This window comes from Parasutterella sp. St.1A3, assembly GCF_059728705.1.
On record NZ_BAAGFK010000001.1, the window covers coordinates 164,450 to 179,548 of the forward strand.

Annotated in this window: 16 protein-coding genes and 1 tRNA gene; 13 read left to right on the forward strand and 4 right to left on the reverse strand. The window is 51.3% G+C overall.

What is annotated here, in order from left to right; translation table 11 throughout:
* Positions 1-108: 108 nt before the first annotated feature.
* The 3 genes from ruvX to galU all read left to right on the forward strand — a co-directional run bounded on the left by ruvX (position 109) and on the right by galU (position 2,287).
* The gene (gene ruvX, locus AC6I1F_RS00780; RefSeq protein ID WP_160334721.1) at positions 109-534 is read left to right on the forward strand and encodes a Holliday junction resolvase RuvX; all 426 of its coding nucleotides are present in this window, start codon (positions 109-111) and stop codon (positions 532-534) included.
* Complete coding sequence (locus AC6I1F_RS00785) at positions 534-1,370, forward strand: lysophospholipid acyltransferase family protein (protein ID WP_251449844.1); 837 nt, start codon at positions 534-536, stop codon at positions 1,368-1,370. Before ruvX ends, AC6I1F_RS00785 begins: the two co-directional genes overlap by 1 nt.
* A gap of 77 nt (positions 1,371-1,447) precedes the next feature.
* Positions 1,448-2,287 (forward strand): UTP--glucose-1-phosphate uridylyltransferase GalU, encoded by an 840-nt coding sequence (gene galU / locus AC6I1F_RS00790; protein WP_289162746.1) that lies wholly within the window; start codon positions 1,448-1,450, stop codon positions 2,285-2,287.
* On the opposite strand, the gene rfaE2 is transcribed toward galU, so the two are convergent.
* From rfaE2 to rfaE1, 4 genes are read right to left on the reverse strand one after another with little or no spacing between them, the layout of a single operon-like run.
* Positions 2,284-2,778 (reverse strand): D-glycero-beta-D-manno-heptose 1-phosphate adenylyltransferase, encoded by a 495-nt coding sequence (gene rfaE2, locus AC6I1F_RS00795; protein WP_160334724.1) that lies wholly within the window; start codon positions 2,776-2,778, stop codon positions 2,284-2,286. The genes galU and rfaE2 overlap by 4 nt on opposite strands.
* Positions 2,775-3,356, reverse strand: coding sequence for a D-glycero-beta-D-manno-heptose 1,7-bisphosphate 7-phosphatase (gene gmhB, locus AC6I1F_RS00800; protein ID WP_160334725.1), 582 nt, complete (start codon positions 3,354-3,356; stop codon positions 2,775-2,777). Before gmhB ends, rfaE2 begins: the two co-directional genes overlap by 4 nt.
* The gene (gene rfaD / locus AC6I1F_RS00805) at positions 3,353-4,348 is read right to left on the reverse strand and encodes an ADP-glyceromanno-heptose 6-epimerase (RefSeq protein ID WP_289162743.1); all 996 of its coding nucleotides are present in this window, start codon (positions 4,346-4,348) and stop codon (positions 3,353-3,355) included. The genes gmhB and rfaD overlap by 4 nt, the downstream gene beginning before the upstream one ends.
* 15 nt (positions 4,349-4,363) lie before the next feature.
* Complete coding sequence (gene rfaE1 / locus AC6I1F_RS00810) at positions 4,364-5,308, reverse strand: D-glycero-beta-D-manno-heptose-7-phosphate kinase (RefSeq protein WP_290432512.1); 945 nt, start codon at positions 5,306-5,308, stop codon at positions 4,364-4,366.
* A gap of 118 nt (positions 5,309-5,426) precedes the next feature.
* Here rfaE1 and AC6I1F_RS00815 point away from each other — a divergent pair, with 118 nt between their 5' ends.
* The 10 genes from AC6I1F_RS00815 (at position 5,427) to AC6I1F_RS00860 (ending at position 15,067) form a co-directional block, all read left to right on the forward strand.
* Positions 5,427-6,812 carry a phosphomannomutase/phosphoglucomutase gene (locus tag AC6I1F_RS00815; protein ID WP_251449848.1) on the forward strand — a complete coding sequence of 462 codons (1,386 nt, stop codon included), beginning with the start codon at positions 5,427-5,429 and terminating at the stop codon, positions 6,810-6,812.
* A 15-nt stretch (positions 6,813-6,827) separates the two neighbouring features.
* Positions 6,828-7,775, forward strand: coding sequence for a lipopolysaccharide heptosyltransferase I (waaC, locus tag AC6I1F_RS00820; RefSeq protein ID WP_160334729.1), 948 nt, complete (start codon positions 6,828-6,830; stop codon positions 7,773-7,775).
* A complete protein-coding gene (locus tag AC6I1F_RS00825; protein ID WP_251569686.1) occupies positions 7,772-9,127 on the forward strand; it encodes a 3-deoxy-D-manno-octulosonic acid transferase in 1,356 nt (451 codons plus the stop codon). Before waaC ends, AC6I1F_RS00825 begins: the two co-directional genes overlap by 4 nt.
* Positions 9,127-9,945, forward strand: a complete 819-nt coding sequence (gene thiD / locus AC6I1F_RS00830) for a bifunctional hydroxymethylpyrimidine kinase/phosphomethylpyrimidine kinase (RefSeq protein ID WP_160334767.1) — start codon at positions 9,127-9,129, stop codon at positions 9,943-9,945. The genes AC6I1F_RS00825 and thiD overlap by 1 nt, the downstream gene beginning before the upstream one ends.
* Before the next feature lie 93 nt (positions 9,946-10,038).
* A tRNA-Met gene (locus AC6I1F_RS00835) sits at positions 10,039-10,115 on the forward strand.
* 261 nt (positions 10,116-10,376) lie between these two features.
* Complete coding sequence (locus tag AC6I1F_RS00840; RefSeq protein ID WP_160334731.1) at positions 10,377-11,189, forward strand: symmetrical bis(5'-nucleosyl)-tetraphosphatase; 813 nt, start codon at positions 10,377-10,379, stop codon at positions 11,187-11,189.
* Positions 11,190-11,306: 117 nt separating this feature from the next.
* Positions 11,307-12,632 (forward strand): tRNA (N6-isopentenyl adenosine(37)-C2)-methylthiotransferase MiaB, encoded by a 1,326-nt coding sequence (gene miaB, locus AC6I1F_RS00845; protein WP_160334732.1) that lies wholly within the window; start codon positions 11,307-11,309, stop codon positions 12,630-12,632.
* On the forward strand, positions 12,632-13,636 hold the full coding sequence (locus AC6I1F_RS00850) for a PhoH family protein (protein ID WP_251569687.1): 1,005 nt from the start codon (positions 12,632-12,634) through the stop codon (positions 13,634-13,636). Before miaB ends, AC6I1F_RS00850 begins: the two co-directional genes overlap by 1 nt.
* Positions 13,620-14,180, forward strand: coding sequence for an rRNA maturation RNase YbeY (gene ybeY, locus AC6I1F_RS00855; protein ID WP_160334734.1), 561 nt, complete (start codon positions 13,620-13,622; stop codon positions 14,178-14,180). Before AC6I1F_RS00850 ends, ybeY begins: the two co-directional genes overlap by 17 nt.
* Positions 14,181-14,209: 29 nt before the next feature.
* Positions 14,210-15,067, forward strand: coding sequence for a CorC family transporter (locus AC6I1F_RS00860; protein WP_290432513.1), 858 nt, complete (start codon positions 14,210-14,212; stop codon positions 15,065-15,067).
* The last annotated feature ends 32 nt before the right edge of the window (positions 15,068-15,099 follow it).

The window sequence follows — 15,099 nt, forward strand, 5'->3', positions numbered from 1 at the left end:
GTAAGCCCGCCTCCTATGACCGTCACTATTTTGATGACGAACTTTGAGCGGTGAGGCGCCCGAACTCTAAAATATCGAATTATTTAATTTGTATCCGACTCAATTTACATGACCCAATCAGCTTTGGAGAGGCTCTCTCAGGACGCCATTATTATTTGTTTTGACTACGGTCTGGCACGGATCGGTGTTGCTATCGGCAATATGCTGACAAAAACAGCTCGGCCCCTGAGGATCATTTCCTGGAAAACAAATGAGCAGAAGTGGAAAGAAATCACAAGTCTGCTTTCAGAATGGACACCTGCGGCGATCGTGGTTGGCGTGCCTCGGCATGCGGATGGAGAACCGAACTCGATGACAGCAACCTGTCAAAAGTTTGCCAATCAGCTGGAAGGCAGATTCCATCTTCCTGTCGTGCGCGAAGATGAAAGATTCAGCTCAGTTGAGGCAGAAAGAGAAAACTCCGGGGCGGACTATATTGATGATGAGGCCGCGGCTGTTATTCTGGAACAGTGGCTGAGAAGAAAGGAACAGTAATGAAAAAAATTAAAGGCAGCGCTCGCTTCCTGAATGTGGTGATGTATACGCTCGTTTGTTTATTTCAGGCCTATACCGCGTTTCAAAAAGCGGATCAAAAGAGCAAAGGAAGGATGCTCGCTTTCTACACAAGGCGTGTTTTAGAGAAGGCCGGCGTCAAGTGCCGCTACGAAGGCAGCGTGCCCGAGTCACTGCACGAGTGCGGTGTATCCGATGAAGCGCCCGCATGCATTGTGGTGTCCAATCATGTCTCATGGCTGGATATCTTCACGCTGGACTCTCAGATTCCGTCTCGGTTTATTGCGAAAGCCGAAATCGCAAAATGGCCGATATTCGGGCTGATTGCGCGCGCGATCGGAACACTTTTTATCAATCGTTCGAGCAAGCGGGCGATTCTCAAGATTAACGACGACATCAGAGGAGCGCTCTGCAATCGCGAAACGGTGGCAATTTTTGCTGAGGGTACGACGACTTTCGGCAATGAGCTGCTGCCGATTAAATCCAACTTTTTAGCTCCTGCGGCCGAAATAGGCGCGGTGGTTCGTCCGGTCGTGCTGGTTTATATGGATAAAGGCAAGCCTGCAAAACAAGCGGCTTTTGCCGGCGACGTCACCTTGTTCGGTTCACTGTGGAATGTGGTCACTATGGAGGATGCGCATGCGGTTGTGCATTTTCTGGAACCGATCGTTCCGACACCGGAAATGACGCGCCATGACATCGGCAGGCTCTGCCAGGAACGAATGCGGGCCAAACTCAAGGAAATTTGGGGCAACGAATACAAGGACGGCGACGCAGACGGTGCGTCCGTGCTTGCCAAGGCGATTGCGAACGGCTGAACCAGAGAAAATCTTTGGAACAGAAGCCGAATGATATTAGAATTCGATTAGCTCAACTGAGTAAACCTAATACCGATATGAAACCTGTAAGAAAAGCCGTATTCCCTGTCGCGGGCCTTGGCACCCGTTTCCTTCCTGCTACTAAGGCGATGCCTAAAGAAATGCTCCCCATAGTAGATAAGCCTCTTATTCAGTATGCGGTTGAGGAAGCCGCTGCTGCGGGCATCACAGATATGATTTTCATCACGGGTCGTCATAAGAGAGCGATCGAAGATCATTTTGACAGCGCTCCCGAGCTTGAACGCGATCTGAAGAGCAAAGGAAAGAACGCGCTGCTTGCGACCCTGAAAGCGGTGGTTCCGCCGGGAATCAATTTCATCTTTATTCGTCAGCCCGAGCCGCTCGGGCTTGGTCACGCGGTTCTGTGCGCAAAACCCGTGGTCGGTGACGAACCTTTTGCCGTTATTTTGGCCGACGACCTGATTGACGCGAAGAAACCGGCGATTTCTCAGCTCATCGCTGCAAGAGCGGAAAACAACGGCGGCAATGTTCTGGCTGTTCAGACAGTTTCCCGCGAGATGACGAAGCAGTACGGTATTGTTGAAGTCGACGATGAACACGAAGTTTGTCCGAAGATCTCTTCAATTGTTGAGAAACCTGATCCGCAGACGGCACCGTCCACTCTTGCGGTGATCGGACGCTATGTTCTTGAACCTGAAATTTTCGACAGCCTTCAGCACATTGACCGTGGCGCCGGCGGTGAAATTCAGCTGACGGACGCGATCGGAAGAGAAATCCCGAAGGGAAACACTCTGGCCTGCCGTTATGAGGGCGAGCGCTTTGACTGCGGCTCCAAGCAGGGGTTCCTGAACGCCACAGTCCATTACGCCAGAAAAGAAGGCTATCGAATTATCTAGCTTTCTCTTACTTTACGGAGCAGTTTCGTAGTGCTCCGATCAAATTCGAACGCTGCGGTGACAACCTTGCCGCTGTAGCTGTGAACGATCTTTGCTTCCGGCAGATCTTCAATTCTGTAATCTCCGCCTTTGACGTAAATGTCCGGGCGGAGTTTTCTTACGATTTCAAGCGGCACCTTATCCTTGAAAATGACGACGTTGGACACGCTTTCCAGGGCGGCGAGGACCGCAGCGCGGTCCGCTTCAGGGTTGATCGGACGATCCGGGCCCTTGCCGAGCTGACGAACCGATGCGTCGCTGTTGACTGCGACGACCAGGCTTGCGCCGAGCGCTCTGGCCTGCGCAAGGTAGGTGACATGTCCGCGGTGCAGGATGTCAAACACACCGTTTGTCATAACGATGGGGTGCGGAAGCTGTTCGTGAAGACTTTCGAGCTGATCCGTGGTTACGATCTTCTGTTCGAATGCGGGTGGCGGAAGATGTTGACTCATAATAATTTAGCGGCGGAAAGCAGATTATCTGCGGTCTCGTGTTCAGTACTGCAGTCGGGGAAGGGGTGCGTGCCGTCTTTTTTGACAAGAATGCGTCGGGGGACACCGGCTCTGGCTCCAGCCTCGATGTCCGAACATTTGTCTCCGATGATGACGCTCGCGGCAGGATCAATATTCAGGTCCTGCGCGGCGGCAAGAATCATTCCTGGTTCCGGTTTGCGGCAGGTACATGCTTTGAGGTAGGGAGCAAATGCACCTGTCGGATGGTGCGGACAGAAATAGAGCGCACCGATTGCGGCGCCGGAAGCTTCCAGCACGCCAGCCATCCAAAACGTCAGTTCAGAAAATTCATGCAGGCTGTATTTTGCGCGCCCGATGCCGCTCTGATTGGTGACGATAACCGGGACAAAGCCTTTATCCCTAAGAAGCCGAATGCCTTCGATCGCGCCGGGAATGAATTCAAAGTTTGATCGGTTTCCGACATAGGCGTGATCAATGTTGATCACGCCGTCTCGGTCTAAAAAAGCGGCTTTTATTGGGTTTTCGGAACGCTTGGTGAAGATAAAACGATATTTCATTTCACTTTATCGAGCAGATGCAGCATGTAAGCGCGTGTGCCTTCCTGAACGGACTTAAACTGAACTTCGCACCCGGCTTCACGAAGGTTTGTCAGATCTGCCTGTGTGTAGGCCTGATACTTGCCGACCAGAGCCTGCGGGAAGGGAATGTATTCGATTTCTCCCTTCATCACGGCTTCTTCAAGTGTGAGTGCGGGTTTGCCGTCGGCTTCGCGCAGTGTGTTCACCACAGTGAGCGCGACATCGTTGAAGGGCTGAGCGAGACCCGTACCGCAGTTGTAGATTCCGGTGATTTCTTTATCGAGGCAGAAGAAGTTCACTTCCACCACATCGTCCACGTACACGAAATCGCGCATCTGAGCACCGTTCGCGTAGCCGAGGCAGCCCTCAAAGAGTTTTACCTTGCCTTCGGCGCGGTACTGGAAGAACTGATGGTATGCGACGGAAGCCATACGGCCTTTGTGCTGTTCGTGCGGACCGTAGACATTGAAGTATCTGAGTCCTGCGACTGGGGCTCTCAGACCGTACTGCATTTCACGACGAAGTACCTGATCAAAGAGATATTTAGAGTAGCCGTAAACATTCAGAGGTTTTTCGTAGCGGACGTCTTCTTTGAAGATGCTGGAGGCGCCGTACGTTGCCGCCGAGGACGCGTAAATAAACGGGATTCGTTCGCGCTGGCACCAGCGGAATAAGTCCACGGTGTAGCGGTAATTGTTCTCCATCATGTAGCGGCCGTCGAGTTCCATTGTGTCCGAGCATGCGCCTTCATGGAAAACGGCTTCCGGTTTGGTGATCTTTCCGGCTCTGACGAGTTCAATGAATTCGGCCTTATCGAAGTAGTCGGAAATCCGATTGTCAGCAAGATTAGTGAACTTGTCTGATTTTTTCAGATGATCGACTGCGACAACATCGGTGAAGCCTCTTTTGTTCAGTCCGGCAACGATATTTGCTCCGATAAAGCCGGCGGCGCCGGTGACAATAAAACTCATGTTTAGCCTCTTCGTTTAGAGATTTGGAAATAGTTCTTCGGGTGTAACCGTGGCCGTACCGACTTTGCCGACCACGATGCCGCCCGCCTTGTTGGCGATCTTGACGGCAGTGTGCCAATCGTATCCGGCGGCAAGCATGACGCCGAGTACGGAAATGACGGTATCGCCGGCTCCGGAAACATCGAATACTTCCCGAGCACGTGCGGGAACAGACCAAGCGCCGTTGTCATCAAAAAGCGTCATGCCTTCTTCACTGCGTGTCAGAAGGATTTTCTCAATATTGAGCTCTTGGCGCAGATTCTGCGCGCGGTTCATCAGATCTTCTTCGGAATTCCATTGACCGACGACCTGCGCCAGCTCGTTGCGATTTGGTGTGATCGCGGTGGTATTGGCGTAGCGGGAGTAGTCCGAGCCTTTCGGGTCGACCAGTATGGTTCTGCCGAACGCGCGGCCTTCAGCGATCATGTGTTTAATGCGGTCAAGTCCGCCCTTGCCATAGTCGGAAAGGATGACAACATCATGGTCGGGGAGAAGGCTTGAAAATCGGTTGGAGTGCTGTTCAAGTGCGGAAGGAGCGATTTCTGACTCAAAGTCGGTACGCAGCATCTGCTGATGGCGCGCGAGAATGCGCAGCTTCAGCGTAGTGGTAAAGCCCGCAACCCGATACAGGCAGGGACGAACGCTGCATTCTTCAAGCAGGTCCATGATCTTATTGCCCGCTTCGTCTTCCCCGATGATTGTCAGAAGGGACGTCCGCGCCTTCAGACTTGCGGCGTTTCGTGCCACATTGGCGGCTCCTCCGAGACGATCTTCGGAACGAGTGACTTTGACAACGGGGACCGGTGCTTCAGGAGAGATTCTAGACGCGTCTCCGAACCAGTATCGATCTAGCATCGCGTCGCCTACGACAAGCACGGAAGAATTTTTAATGGCGTCTAGGTTAATGTCCCGAAGTTCCATGATTTATCTGTCTTGATACACTTTAATTTGCTGATTTTAGCGCCTTCACTGCGGCCTGAGCTCTCATCAGACCGATTCCGAGATTAGAATCCTTGTATCACCGTTAGGGAACATACAAATGACTGAAAAAATTTCACGCTCTATATTCAAGGCATATGACATCCGAGGCATTGTTGACAAGACACTTACCGAGGAGGCCTGCGAGCAGATCGGTCAGGCGCTTGGAACGCTTGCCCATGAGAAAAAAGTTGAAAAAATTTGTGTCGGCAGAGACGGCAGACTCAGCGGCCCAAGGCTTCAGAAGGCTTTGATTAAAGGAATTCGCAAGGCCGGAGTCGGTGTTTATGACATCGGAGCGGTTCCAACTCCGGTACTCTACTTCAGCACGGTTTACCTGAATACAGGAAGCGGCGTGGCGATTACCGGCAGTCACAATCCTCCCGAGTACAACGGTCTGAAAATGATGCTTGCAGGCGAGACGCTCTTTGGAGACGGTATCGCTGCTTTATATGACCGCATCGTTAGCGGCGACCTCTACACGGCTTCGAACGAGGGCTCTTACGAAGAAGTGGATGTTGTTCCCGCCTATATTGAAAAGATTCTTTCCGATGTAAAACTTTCCCGTCCGATCAAAGTCGCGGTGGATGCGGGCAACGGTATTGCCGGTCCTCTTGCGGTGAAACTCTTAACCAAGCTTGGCGCGGAAGTCACCGAAATGTTTACTAATGTGGACGGGAACTTCCCGAACCACCATCCGGATCCGTCCAAGCCCGAAAATCTGGTGGATCTTCAGGCTCAGCTTAAATCCGGAGACGAAGAGATCGGTGTTGCGTTTGACGGAGACGGTGATCGTCTCGGTGTTGTAGCCAAAGACGGAGAAATCATTTTCCCGGATCGCCAGGCGATGCTCTTTGCGGGTGATATTCTTGCGCATAAGAAAGGCTCGGTTATTGTTCACGACGTTAAGTGCACACGAAACATCCGTCCGTTCGTGGAGTCAAGAGGCGGCGTCTGCGTGATGTCCAAGACCGGTCACTCGCTGATTAAAGCGAAGATGAAAGAAGTGAATGCGGATTTCGCCGGTGAAATGAGCGGCCATATCTTCTTCCATGACCGCTGGCCCGGATTTGACGACGGTGTTTACGCCGCGACAAGACTGCTTGAAATCGTGACGCGTTTTGATGACGCGAATAAGCCGCTCAAAGATCTCCCGAACGCGGTTTCTACTCCGGAACTTCAGATTCCGACCGAAGAAGGCGAGAATTTCACGCTGGTTGAGAAACTCAGCAAGAACGCGAAGTTTGATGATGCGAAGGACATTATTCGTATCGACGGTATTCGCGTTGAGTGGGATGACGGCTTCGCTTTAGCAAGACCGTCCAACACGACTCCGGTTGTTGTACTTCGTTTTGAGGCCGACACTAAGGAAGCGCTTGAACGCATCATGAAGCGCTTTAAAGAAGAGATTCTGAAAGTCGCTCCCACAGCGAAAATTCCTTTCTGATTTTCACGGCCGGTCATGAAAATTCTGATTGTTAAGACAACCTCCATGGGAGATGTTGTTCATGCGGTACCCGTCATAGCGGATATCAGGAAGCATTTCCCGGAGGCGAAAATCGATTGGCTGGCCGAAGATGTTTTTGCGGACATTCCCCGTTTGACGAAAGGAGTAGATGAGGTGCTCGTCTGCTCTGTTCGCAAATGGAAAAAAAGTTTGCTGAACTCAGAAACTCGAAAACAGATTTCCGCCTTAAAGTCCGCTTTAAGGCAAAAAAAATATGACTTAGTCATTGATCTGCAGGGCCTGATCAAAAGTGCTGTTCTGGCCTCCTGGACTCATGCTCCGGTTGCCGGTTATGACCGATCATCGATTAAGGAGCCGCTGGCGAGCTTCTTTTATCACTCTAAATTCTCTGTCAGCCGACAGCTCTCCGCGGTAGAGCGGTGCCGCAGTCTGGCTGCCCTTGCGCTCGGTTACGAAATCCCGTCTGACGCTCCTCAGTTCCTGTTTCAGTTCACTGAACAGAAGAGTGAAGCGCCCTTTGTCGTTTTTTACTGCAACACAAGCCGAGAGACTAAGCTTTGGCCGGAAGATTACTGGATAGAGCTTGGCCGAATCATTTCCGAGCGCGGTTATCGAATTCTTCTGCCTTGGGGTTCCGAAGCGGAAAAGTCGCGCGTTGAAAGAATCAGTCAGGGAATCGGCAGTACATCCTGCGTGCTTCCTAGGATGTCCATCGGTGAGCTCATGAATAAAACTTCAGGTGCAAAAGCGGTTGTCGGATTGGATACCGGGATGACGCATCTGTCGTCCGCGATGGGTATTCCGACGGTAGGCATCTTCCGTGATTATCCGATAGAGCTCGTGCCGCTTATGGGAGAAGCGAAGAAGAAAGCGCTTGGCGGCGTTGGAAGCTGCCCGAGCATTGAGAAGGTGGCTGAAGCTTTTGAAGAGGTGCTGTCATGATGATTCCGCGTCCTGTTTACAGTGCGCTTTTGTATATAGCGGCGCCTTTTGCGATGTTTTATCTTTCCAAGCGCGCAAAGAAGCAGCCGGAGTATTCCGAGCATTGGGATGAGCGCTTTGGAACGGCCCATTATCCCCCGGTCACGCCGGGCCGCACGCGCATCTGGATTCACGCGGTATCCGTGGGCGAGACAAGAGCGACATTTTCCCTTGTGGAAAGTATTCTCCGAAAGTGGCCTCAGGTTGACGTTTTATATACTCATATGACGCCGACCGGCAGAGAGGTTAGTAAACAATTCGGCAAGAAATTCGGCTCCCGCATTAGTCAGGTCTATCTGCCTTATGACACGCCGGCCGCGATGAGAAAATTTATTCGTCAGACTCAGCCCTCGCTTTGTCTGCTGATGGAAACAGAGGTTTGGCCAAACCTGACATATGCGGCAAAGCAGGCAGGGCTGCCTGTTGTGCTGGCAAACGCGCGCCTGTCTCAGCAGTCTTTAGATAAAGGTAAAAAGGTCGGCAGTCTGATTCGTGACGCGATGTCGCGTCTGACACTGACGCTTGCTCAATCGGAAGAAGATGCGGCCAGACTGAAGGAAGCCGGATGCCGAGAGGTTAGAGTACTCGGCAATCTGAAATTTGATTACGAGCCCAATCCTGTACATGTGCGCACCGGACGAGAGATTAGAAAGCTCTCCGAGCGCAAAATTCTGACCTTTGCGAGTTCTCGCGATGGCGAGGAAGCAAGCATGCTTTCCGCGCTTAAGGAAGCGAAAGCGAACGGTCGGCTCAAAGACACGGTTTTCCTTTTGATTCCCCGTCATCCCCAGCGCTTTGGAGAGGTGCTGGAACTCATTCGAAAATCGGGCTTCACAGTAGAAAAACGGTCGGATATCCGTGACTGGAAAAAAGTTCTTTCACTGAGCGAAGGCCCGGACGTGGTGCTCGGTGACAGTATGGGAGAAATGGCCTTTTACTATGCGCTCTCAGACGTTGTCCTTATGGGCGGAAGCTTTGGAGACTACGGATCGCAAAGTGTGATTGAGCCCTGCGCCATTGGAGAGGCGGTGATTGTCGGTCCGAGCATTTATAACTTTAAGTACATTATCGAAAAGGCCCGTGAAGAGGGTGCGATTCTGAGCGTTCAGGATCTGGGTCAGGCTTTGCAGCGCGCTGACGAGCTTCTCTCGGACAGCGGTAAAGCGGCTTCGGTTGGCGCTGCGGCGGCCAAATTCGCGCAGGCCCAAAGAGGTGCGGCTGAGCGGACGATCGCGGTGATCGATGAGCTTATGGCGCAGAAGAAAGATACGAATCTTAATAAATTCAATGCAGAAACAATGGAGAAGAAATGATGCAGACTCAGCATCCTACCGTTCTGACTATCGCAGGTGTTGACCCTTCAGGCGGCGCCGGTATTCTTGCTGATATTAAAACGATGAGCTCTCTTGGTGCCTATGCGACGGGTGTTGTCACAGCGGTGACTGCGCAGAACACCGTCGGAGTTCAAGGGGCGCTTCCGATCCCTACCGATTTTGTAGTGCGTCAAATTGATACGCTTTTTGAAGATGTCCACATTGACTCTGTAAAAATCGGGATGCTTTTTGATTCGAATCTGATTCGAGCGATTGCGGAACGTCTTCGTTACTGGAAGCCGCGCTTTATCGTCCTTGATCCGGTGATGGTGGCTAAGAGCGGCGATGCGCTGCTGACAAGAGAAGCGATTTCCACACTGAGAGAGGAACTTCTTCCGATTTCCACAATCATTACGCCGAATCTTCCGGAGGCGGCAGAGCTTCTTCAGGCGGTTGATATTACGGATGATGATCAGATGGAAGAGGCTGCCAATGATCTTTGGAAGATGAAGGGCTGCACCGGCTGGGTCTATCTCAAAGGCGGTCATCAGGAGAATGTGGATCATTCGATGGATTTGCTTTATGACGGTCGCCACATGATTCGCTACAGCGCTGAGAGAACGAATACGAAGAACACACACGGGACCGGCTGTGCGCTGTCTTCGGCATTAGCGGCGCTCCTTCCGGTTTCTTCCGATATTCCAATGGCGGCAAGAGAAGCCAAGCGTTACATTACTCAGGCGATCATTCATGCGGACGAACTGCACATCGGTCACGGTCACGGACCGGTGCATCATTTCTACGCTCAGTGGAGATAGTTTTACAAATAATTACATAGAAAAAGACTCTCGACTTGCCGAAGTTGAATTTCGTGTGTAATATTCAACCTCCTAACGAAACAGCGTTAGCACGGCGAATTAGCTCAGTTGGTTAGAGCAGAGGAATCATAATCCTTGTGTCCGGGGTTCAAGTCCCTGATTCGCCACCAGATACCCATCCGAGAGCCAAAAAGCTCTCGGATATTTTTTTGTCCGAACCAATAAATACGGGGCTTTTGCGGTTTTTCCCTGCTGTATCTCTACGACGCTTAACGGCCCCCAATGGGGTTTTTATTGACATATAGATATACGTACAGCAAAACCAAGGGAAGTTTTATAGACGTACAGAAGACCGATATTTTGTTTTTAGGGCGCTAGGCAAAACCGGATCAGACCGGGTATGGGCGCGCCGACACTTATCGGAGAATGGATTGAAAACTTTTGCAATCGGAGATGTTCACGGCTGTTTTGATACGCTGAACCTGCTGCTCGAGAAGCTGCCTGTTCAGCGTCGTCTTATTTTCATCGGCGATATCATCAATCGCGGTCCGAAGTCTTTGGAGACGATCCGGGCCGTGATGCGCATGAAGAACGCCGAATGCCTGCTCGGTAATCACGAACTGCATTTCCTTGCGGTCTGCGCAGGTCAAAGAAAACTTTCTCCAAGCGATACGCTTGACCCGATTCTTCAGGCCCCGGATTTGGATGAAATCATCGATTGGCTTCGTCACCGCCCGATGGCGCTCTACGACAAGGGTTTCCTCTGCGTTCATGCCGCAGTGCATCATTCATGGAGCGTGAAGGACTGTCTGAAGCAGGCTTCCAGAGTTGAGGAGTTCCTTCGCTCCGATAAGTGGGAAGCTGAAATCGGTCAAATTTTCGGTAAACAGCAGTGGGAGAAGGGTCTGAAGGGACTTGATCGGCTCAGAGCGATCGTGAATGTGCTGACGCGTACGCGTTATCTGAATGAAGACGGTACGATGGATTTCAGTCAGAAACTTTCACCGGGAGACACGCCGGCGCAGTTCATTCCCTGGTTTAACTACCCCGGCCGCAAAACCGAAAAAGATCCAATCGTCTTCGGGCACTGGTCGACTTTGGGGGAGACCGACTGCCCCAATATTTATCCGCTGGATACCGGATGCCTCTGGGGCGGGAGCCTTAGCGCGATGAAACTTTCAAAGCATCCCATATACATCCGGGAGAAGGCGCCGCTCTACCGCTCTCCTAAGTCGGAAGTGTAATAATTTCTTTAAGAATCTTTGCGTTAGAATAGCCGTCCTCATAGAATTTCATTTCTATGAGTGCGTCTTTTTGTACGCATAACTTATTTTTATTTCTACCGCCACCGGACATAAACCGTGAACGCGAAAAAAATTTATTTAAAGACTTTTGGCTGCCAGATGAATGAATATGATTCCGGCAAAATCGCTGACATCGCCAAAGCAGCACAGGGCTATCAGGTTACAGACAACATCGAAGAAGCGGACCTGATTGTTTTCAACACATGCTCCATTCGAGAAAAAGCTCAGGAGAAAGTTTTCTCAGATCTTGGACGCGCCCGTGAAATCAAAAAATTAAAACCCGGGCTGAAAATTGCCGTCGGAGGGTGTGTTGCAAGCCAGGAAGGCGGGAACATCATTCGTCGCGCGCCTTATGTGGACGTCGTTTTCGGACCTCAGACCCTGCACCGCCTGCCGGAACTTCTGAAAAAGAATGAACAGGAGCATCGTCCTCAGGTAGACATCAGTTTCCCGGAAATCGAAAAATTTGACCATCTGCCCGCACCGACTTCGGAAGCGGCCACTGCGTTTGTCTCCATCATGGAAGGCTGCAGCAAATACTGTTCCTACTGCGTCGTGCCTTATACCCGCGGTGAAGAGTTCTCACGTCCTCTCGAAGACGTTCTGCTTGAAGTCGCGCAGCTGGCAGAGCAAGGCGTCAAAGAAGTGACGCTTCTCGGACAGAATGTGAACGCCTACCGCGGAGAAGGTCCCGACGGAGAGATCGTCGACTTTGCCCTGCTTCTTGAGTACGTCTCGGAAATTGAGGGTATTGAACGAATCCGCTATACCACTTCTCATCCGAAAGAATTCACGAATCGCCTTGTCGAGGCTTACGCAAAGCTTCCTAAATTGGCCAATCACGTGCATCTGCCGGTGCAGGCAGGCAGCGACCGTGTGCTTGCCGGTATGAAACGCGGCTATACCATCCTTGAATACAAGTCGATTGTGCGCAAGCTCCGCGCGGTGCGCCCCGACATTAGTATCGCGACAGACTTCATTGTCGGCTTCCCCAATGAGACAGAGGAAGATTTTGAGAAAACAATGAAGCTCATTCAGGACGTCAAATTCGACGCAAGCTTCTCGTTTGTTTACTCCAAGCGCCCGGGAACACCTGCGGCCGACATGCCGGATGACACGCCGCAGTCCGTTAAATTGGAACGCCTGCAGCGCCTTCAGGCTCTGAATACTGAACATGCTCAGGAAATTTCTCAGAAAATGGTTGGTACGGTCCAAAGATGTCTGGTGGTGGGCGCGGCAAAAAGAGGTGAAGGAAAACTGTCTGCACGCACCGACAATAATCGTATCGTTACTTTTAATGGGCAGCCAAACCTCATCGGGCAAATGATTAATCTGAAAATTACAGATGTATATCCCCACACGCTTGGAGGCGAGATTATTTGATGCCGGATAAAGCACAAAAGGATGTTGGAACGTCCTTAAACCTGTCCCTTCAGATTACGAACAGCGATTTGGCGAGCTTAGTCGGTCCGCTGGATTCAAACCTAACGCAGCTGGAAACTTTCCTAAATGTGGAAATTTCGCGCAGAGGCGCGCATTTTCAGATTCGGGGAGAAACCGCAGCTGCGCGCAAAGCGCTTAAAGCGCTTTCGGACCTGGCCGCTTTTGCCGAAAAAAAGAATTCAGATCTGACAACCGAAGATATTCAGCTGTACTTAGTCGGTCAGAAGGATGTGCCTGAAGAAGTTCAGGCCGAAGAGCCGGTGCCCGAGCTTAGGACAAACCGTAAGGGCCTGCAGGGTAGAACACCGATGCAGCGCAACTATATCCGCAGTATTATCGGACATGACATCTCTTTTGGCGTCGGGCCGGCCGGCACAGGCAAGACCTACTTAGCGGTTGCCGCCGCGGTCAGCGCTTTTGAGAAGGGAGAGGTCGAGCGTATTGTTCTGACTCGTCCCGCGGTCGAAGCCGGCGAAAAACTCGGATTTCTCCCGGGCGATTTAAGTCAGAAGGTTGACCCGTACCTGCGTCCGCTCTATGACGCGCTTTTCGATTTGCTCGGAACCGAAAAAACTCAGCGGCTTCTCGAAAAGCAAAAGATCGAGATTGCGCCTCTCGCATATATGCGAGGCAGAACGTTAAACTCTTCTTTTGTGATCCTTGATGAGGCTCAGAACACAACGCCGGAACAAATGAAGATGTTCCTCACGCGTATCGGTTTCGGCTCTAAGGCCGTTATCACAGGAGATGCGTCGCAGATTGACCTTCCGCGCGGACAGCGCAGCGGATTGGTTGAGGCAGCCAATATCCTTAACGGAGTTCGGGGCATATCGATCACATACTTTACGGCTGCTGACGTCGTGCGCCATCCGTTGGTTGCCCGTATTGTCGAAGCATATGAAAAAGCAGAGAAACGGGAGTATCAGAATGGAAAAAACAACTGATCAGGTTCTGAACAGAGAAGCTGAAGAAGATCCAGAATTGGCGGAGGCGCTTGCGGAAATCGAATCCGAAGGCCCTCAGGACGGAGAACTTTTAATCCATTTGCAGGAAGAGGAAGACGAAGCGCTCGAAATTCCCGCCAAAGAGAATATTGAGCACTGGATTCGCACAGCCGCGCAGGGCCTGCCCGGGGAGCTGACGATTCGCTTTGTCGATGCGGAAGAGGGGCTTGAGCTGAACAAGAGTTTCCGCGGCAAAGAAAAACCCACAAACGTTCTGACTTTCGTCTACTGCACAAATCCGATCATGGCAGATATCGCGATCTGTCTTCCGGTTCTGGTGCGTGAGGCGGCCGAACAGAACAAGTCGCTTGAAGAGCATTTGGCGCATTTAGTGGTGCACGGAGTCCTCCACGCCCGAGGTTACGATCATATCGAACAGGACGAGGCCGAGGAGATGGAACAGCTCGAGACTGATATTCTGAACAATCTCGGTTATGATCTTCCTTACCCCGATCGGAATTATGTGCCGCGAGAGCTGCGTTAGATCGCTGAAACTTTTTAAGAAACCGTTTTATGTCAGACAATCCGGAAGAAAGTAAAAAGAATTTTTTTGAGAAACTTTCTGAAAAATTTTTCCATGAAGATGTGCCTGAAAATACTCAGGAGCTCCTTGACGACCTTCATCAGGCCCATGACAAGAAAATCCTGACCGATGACGCCATGCTTATGATCGAGGGCGTTATCCGAGTTCATGAGCTTCGCGCCGAGGATTTGATGATCCCGAGAGCGCAGATGACGGTGATCGATATTTCGGAAGACTCGCAGAGTTGGATTAAAGACGTGGTCAAAGCCGGACACTCGCGCTTTCCTGTGGTCGACGGAGATAAAGACAACGTGCTCGGTATTCTTTTGGCTAAGGATCTGCTTCGCTTGTTTGTGAATCCGCAGTATCAGATTCGAGAGCATCTCAGACAGCCGGTTTATGTGCCGGAATCAAAGCCCGCAGACGTGCTTTTGAAAGAATTCCGCCTGAAAAGAAACCATATGGCGCTCGTGGTCGATGAGTTCGGTTCCATCTCCGGCTTGATTACGATTGAAGATGTGCTTGAGGAGATTGTCGGCGAGATTGATGACGAGTACGACACGGACAAGTCCGCAAGCGACATTGTCTCTGTCGGAGGAAATCGCTGGAGAGTTAAAGCCGCGACGCGGATTGATGACTTTAACCGCGTCTTTGGTACGCATTTCTCTGATGATAAGTACGACAGTGTCGGCGGTCTGATCAGCGATGAACTTGAGCATGTTCCGCACGCAGGTGAATTTGTGGATCTCGACGGCTATCGGTTCAAAGTCACGAAAGCAGTCGCGCGGCAGGTTCAGATGCTGAATGTTGAAAAACTTGCGGAACCGGCACCGGTGGAACCAAACTAATTTTGATAACAGCGGGATGAGGAATCGTCCCG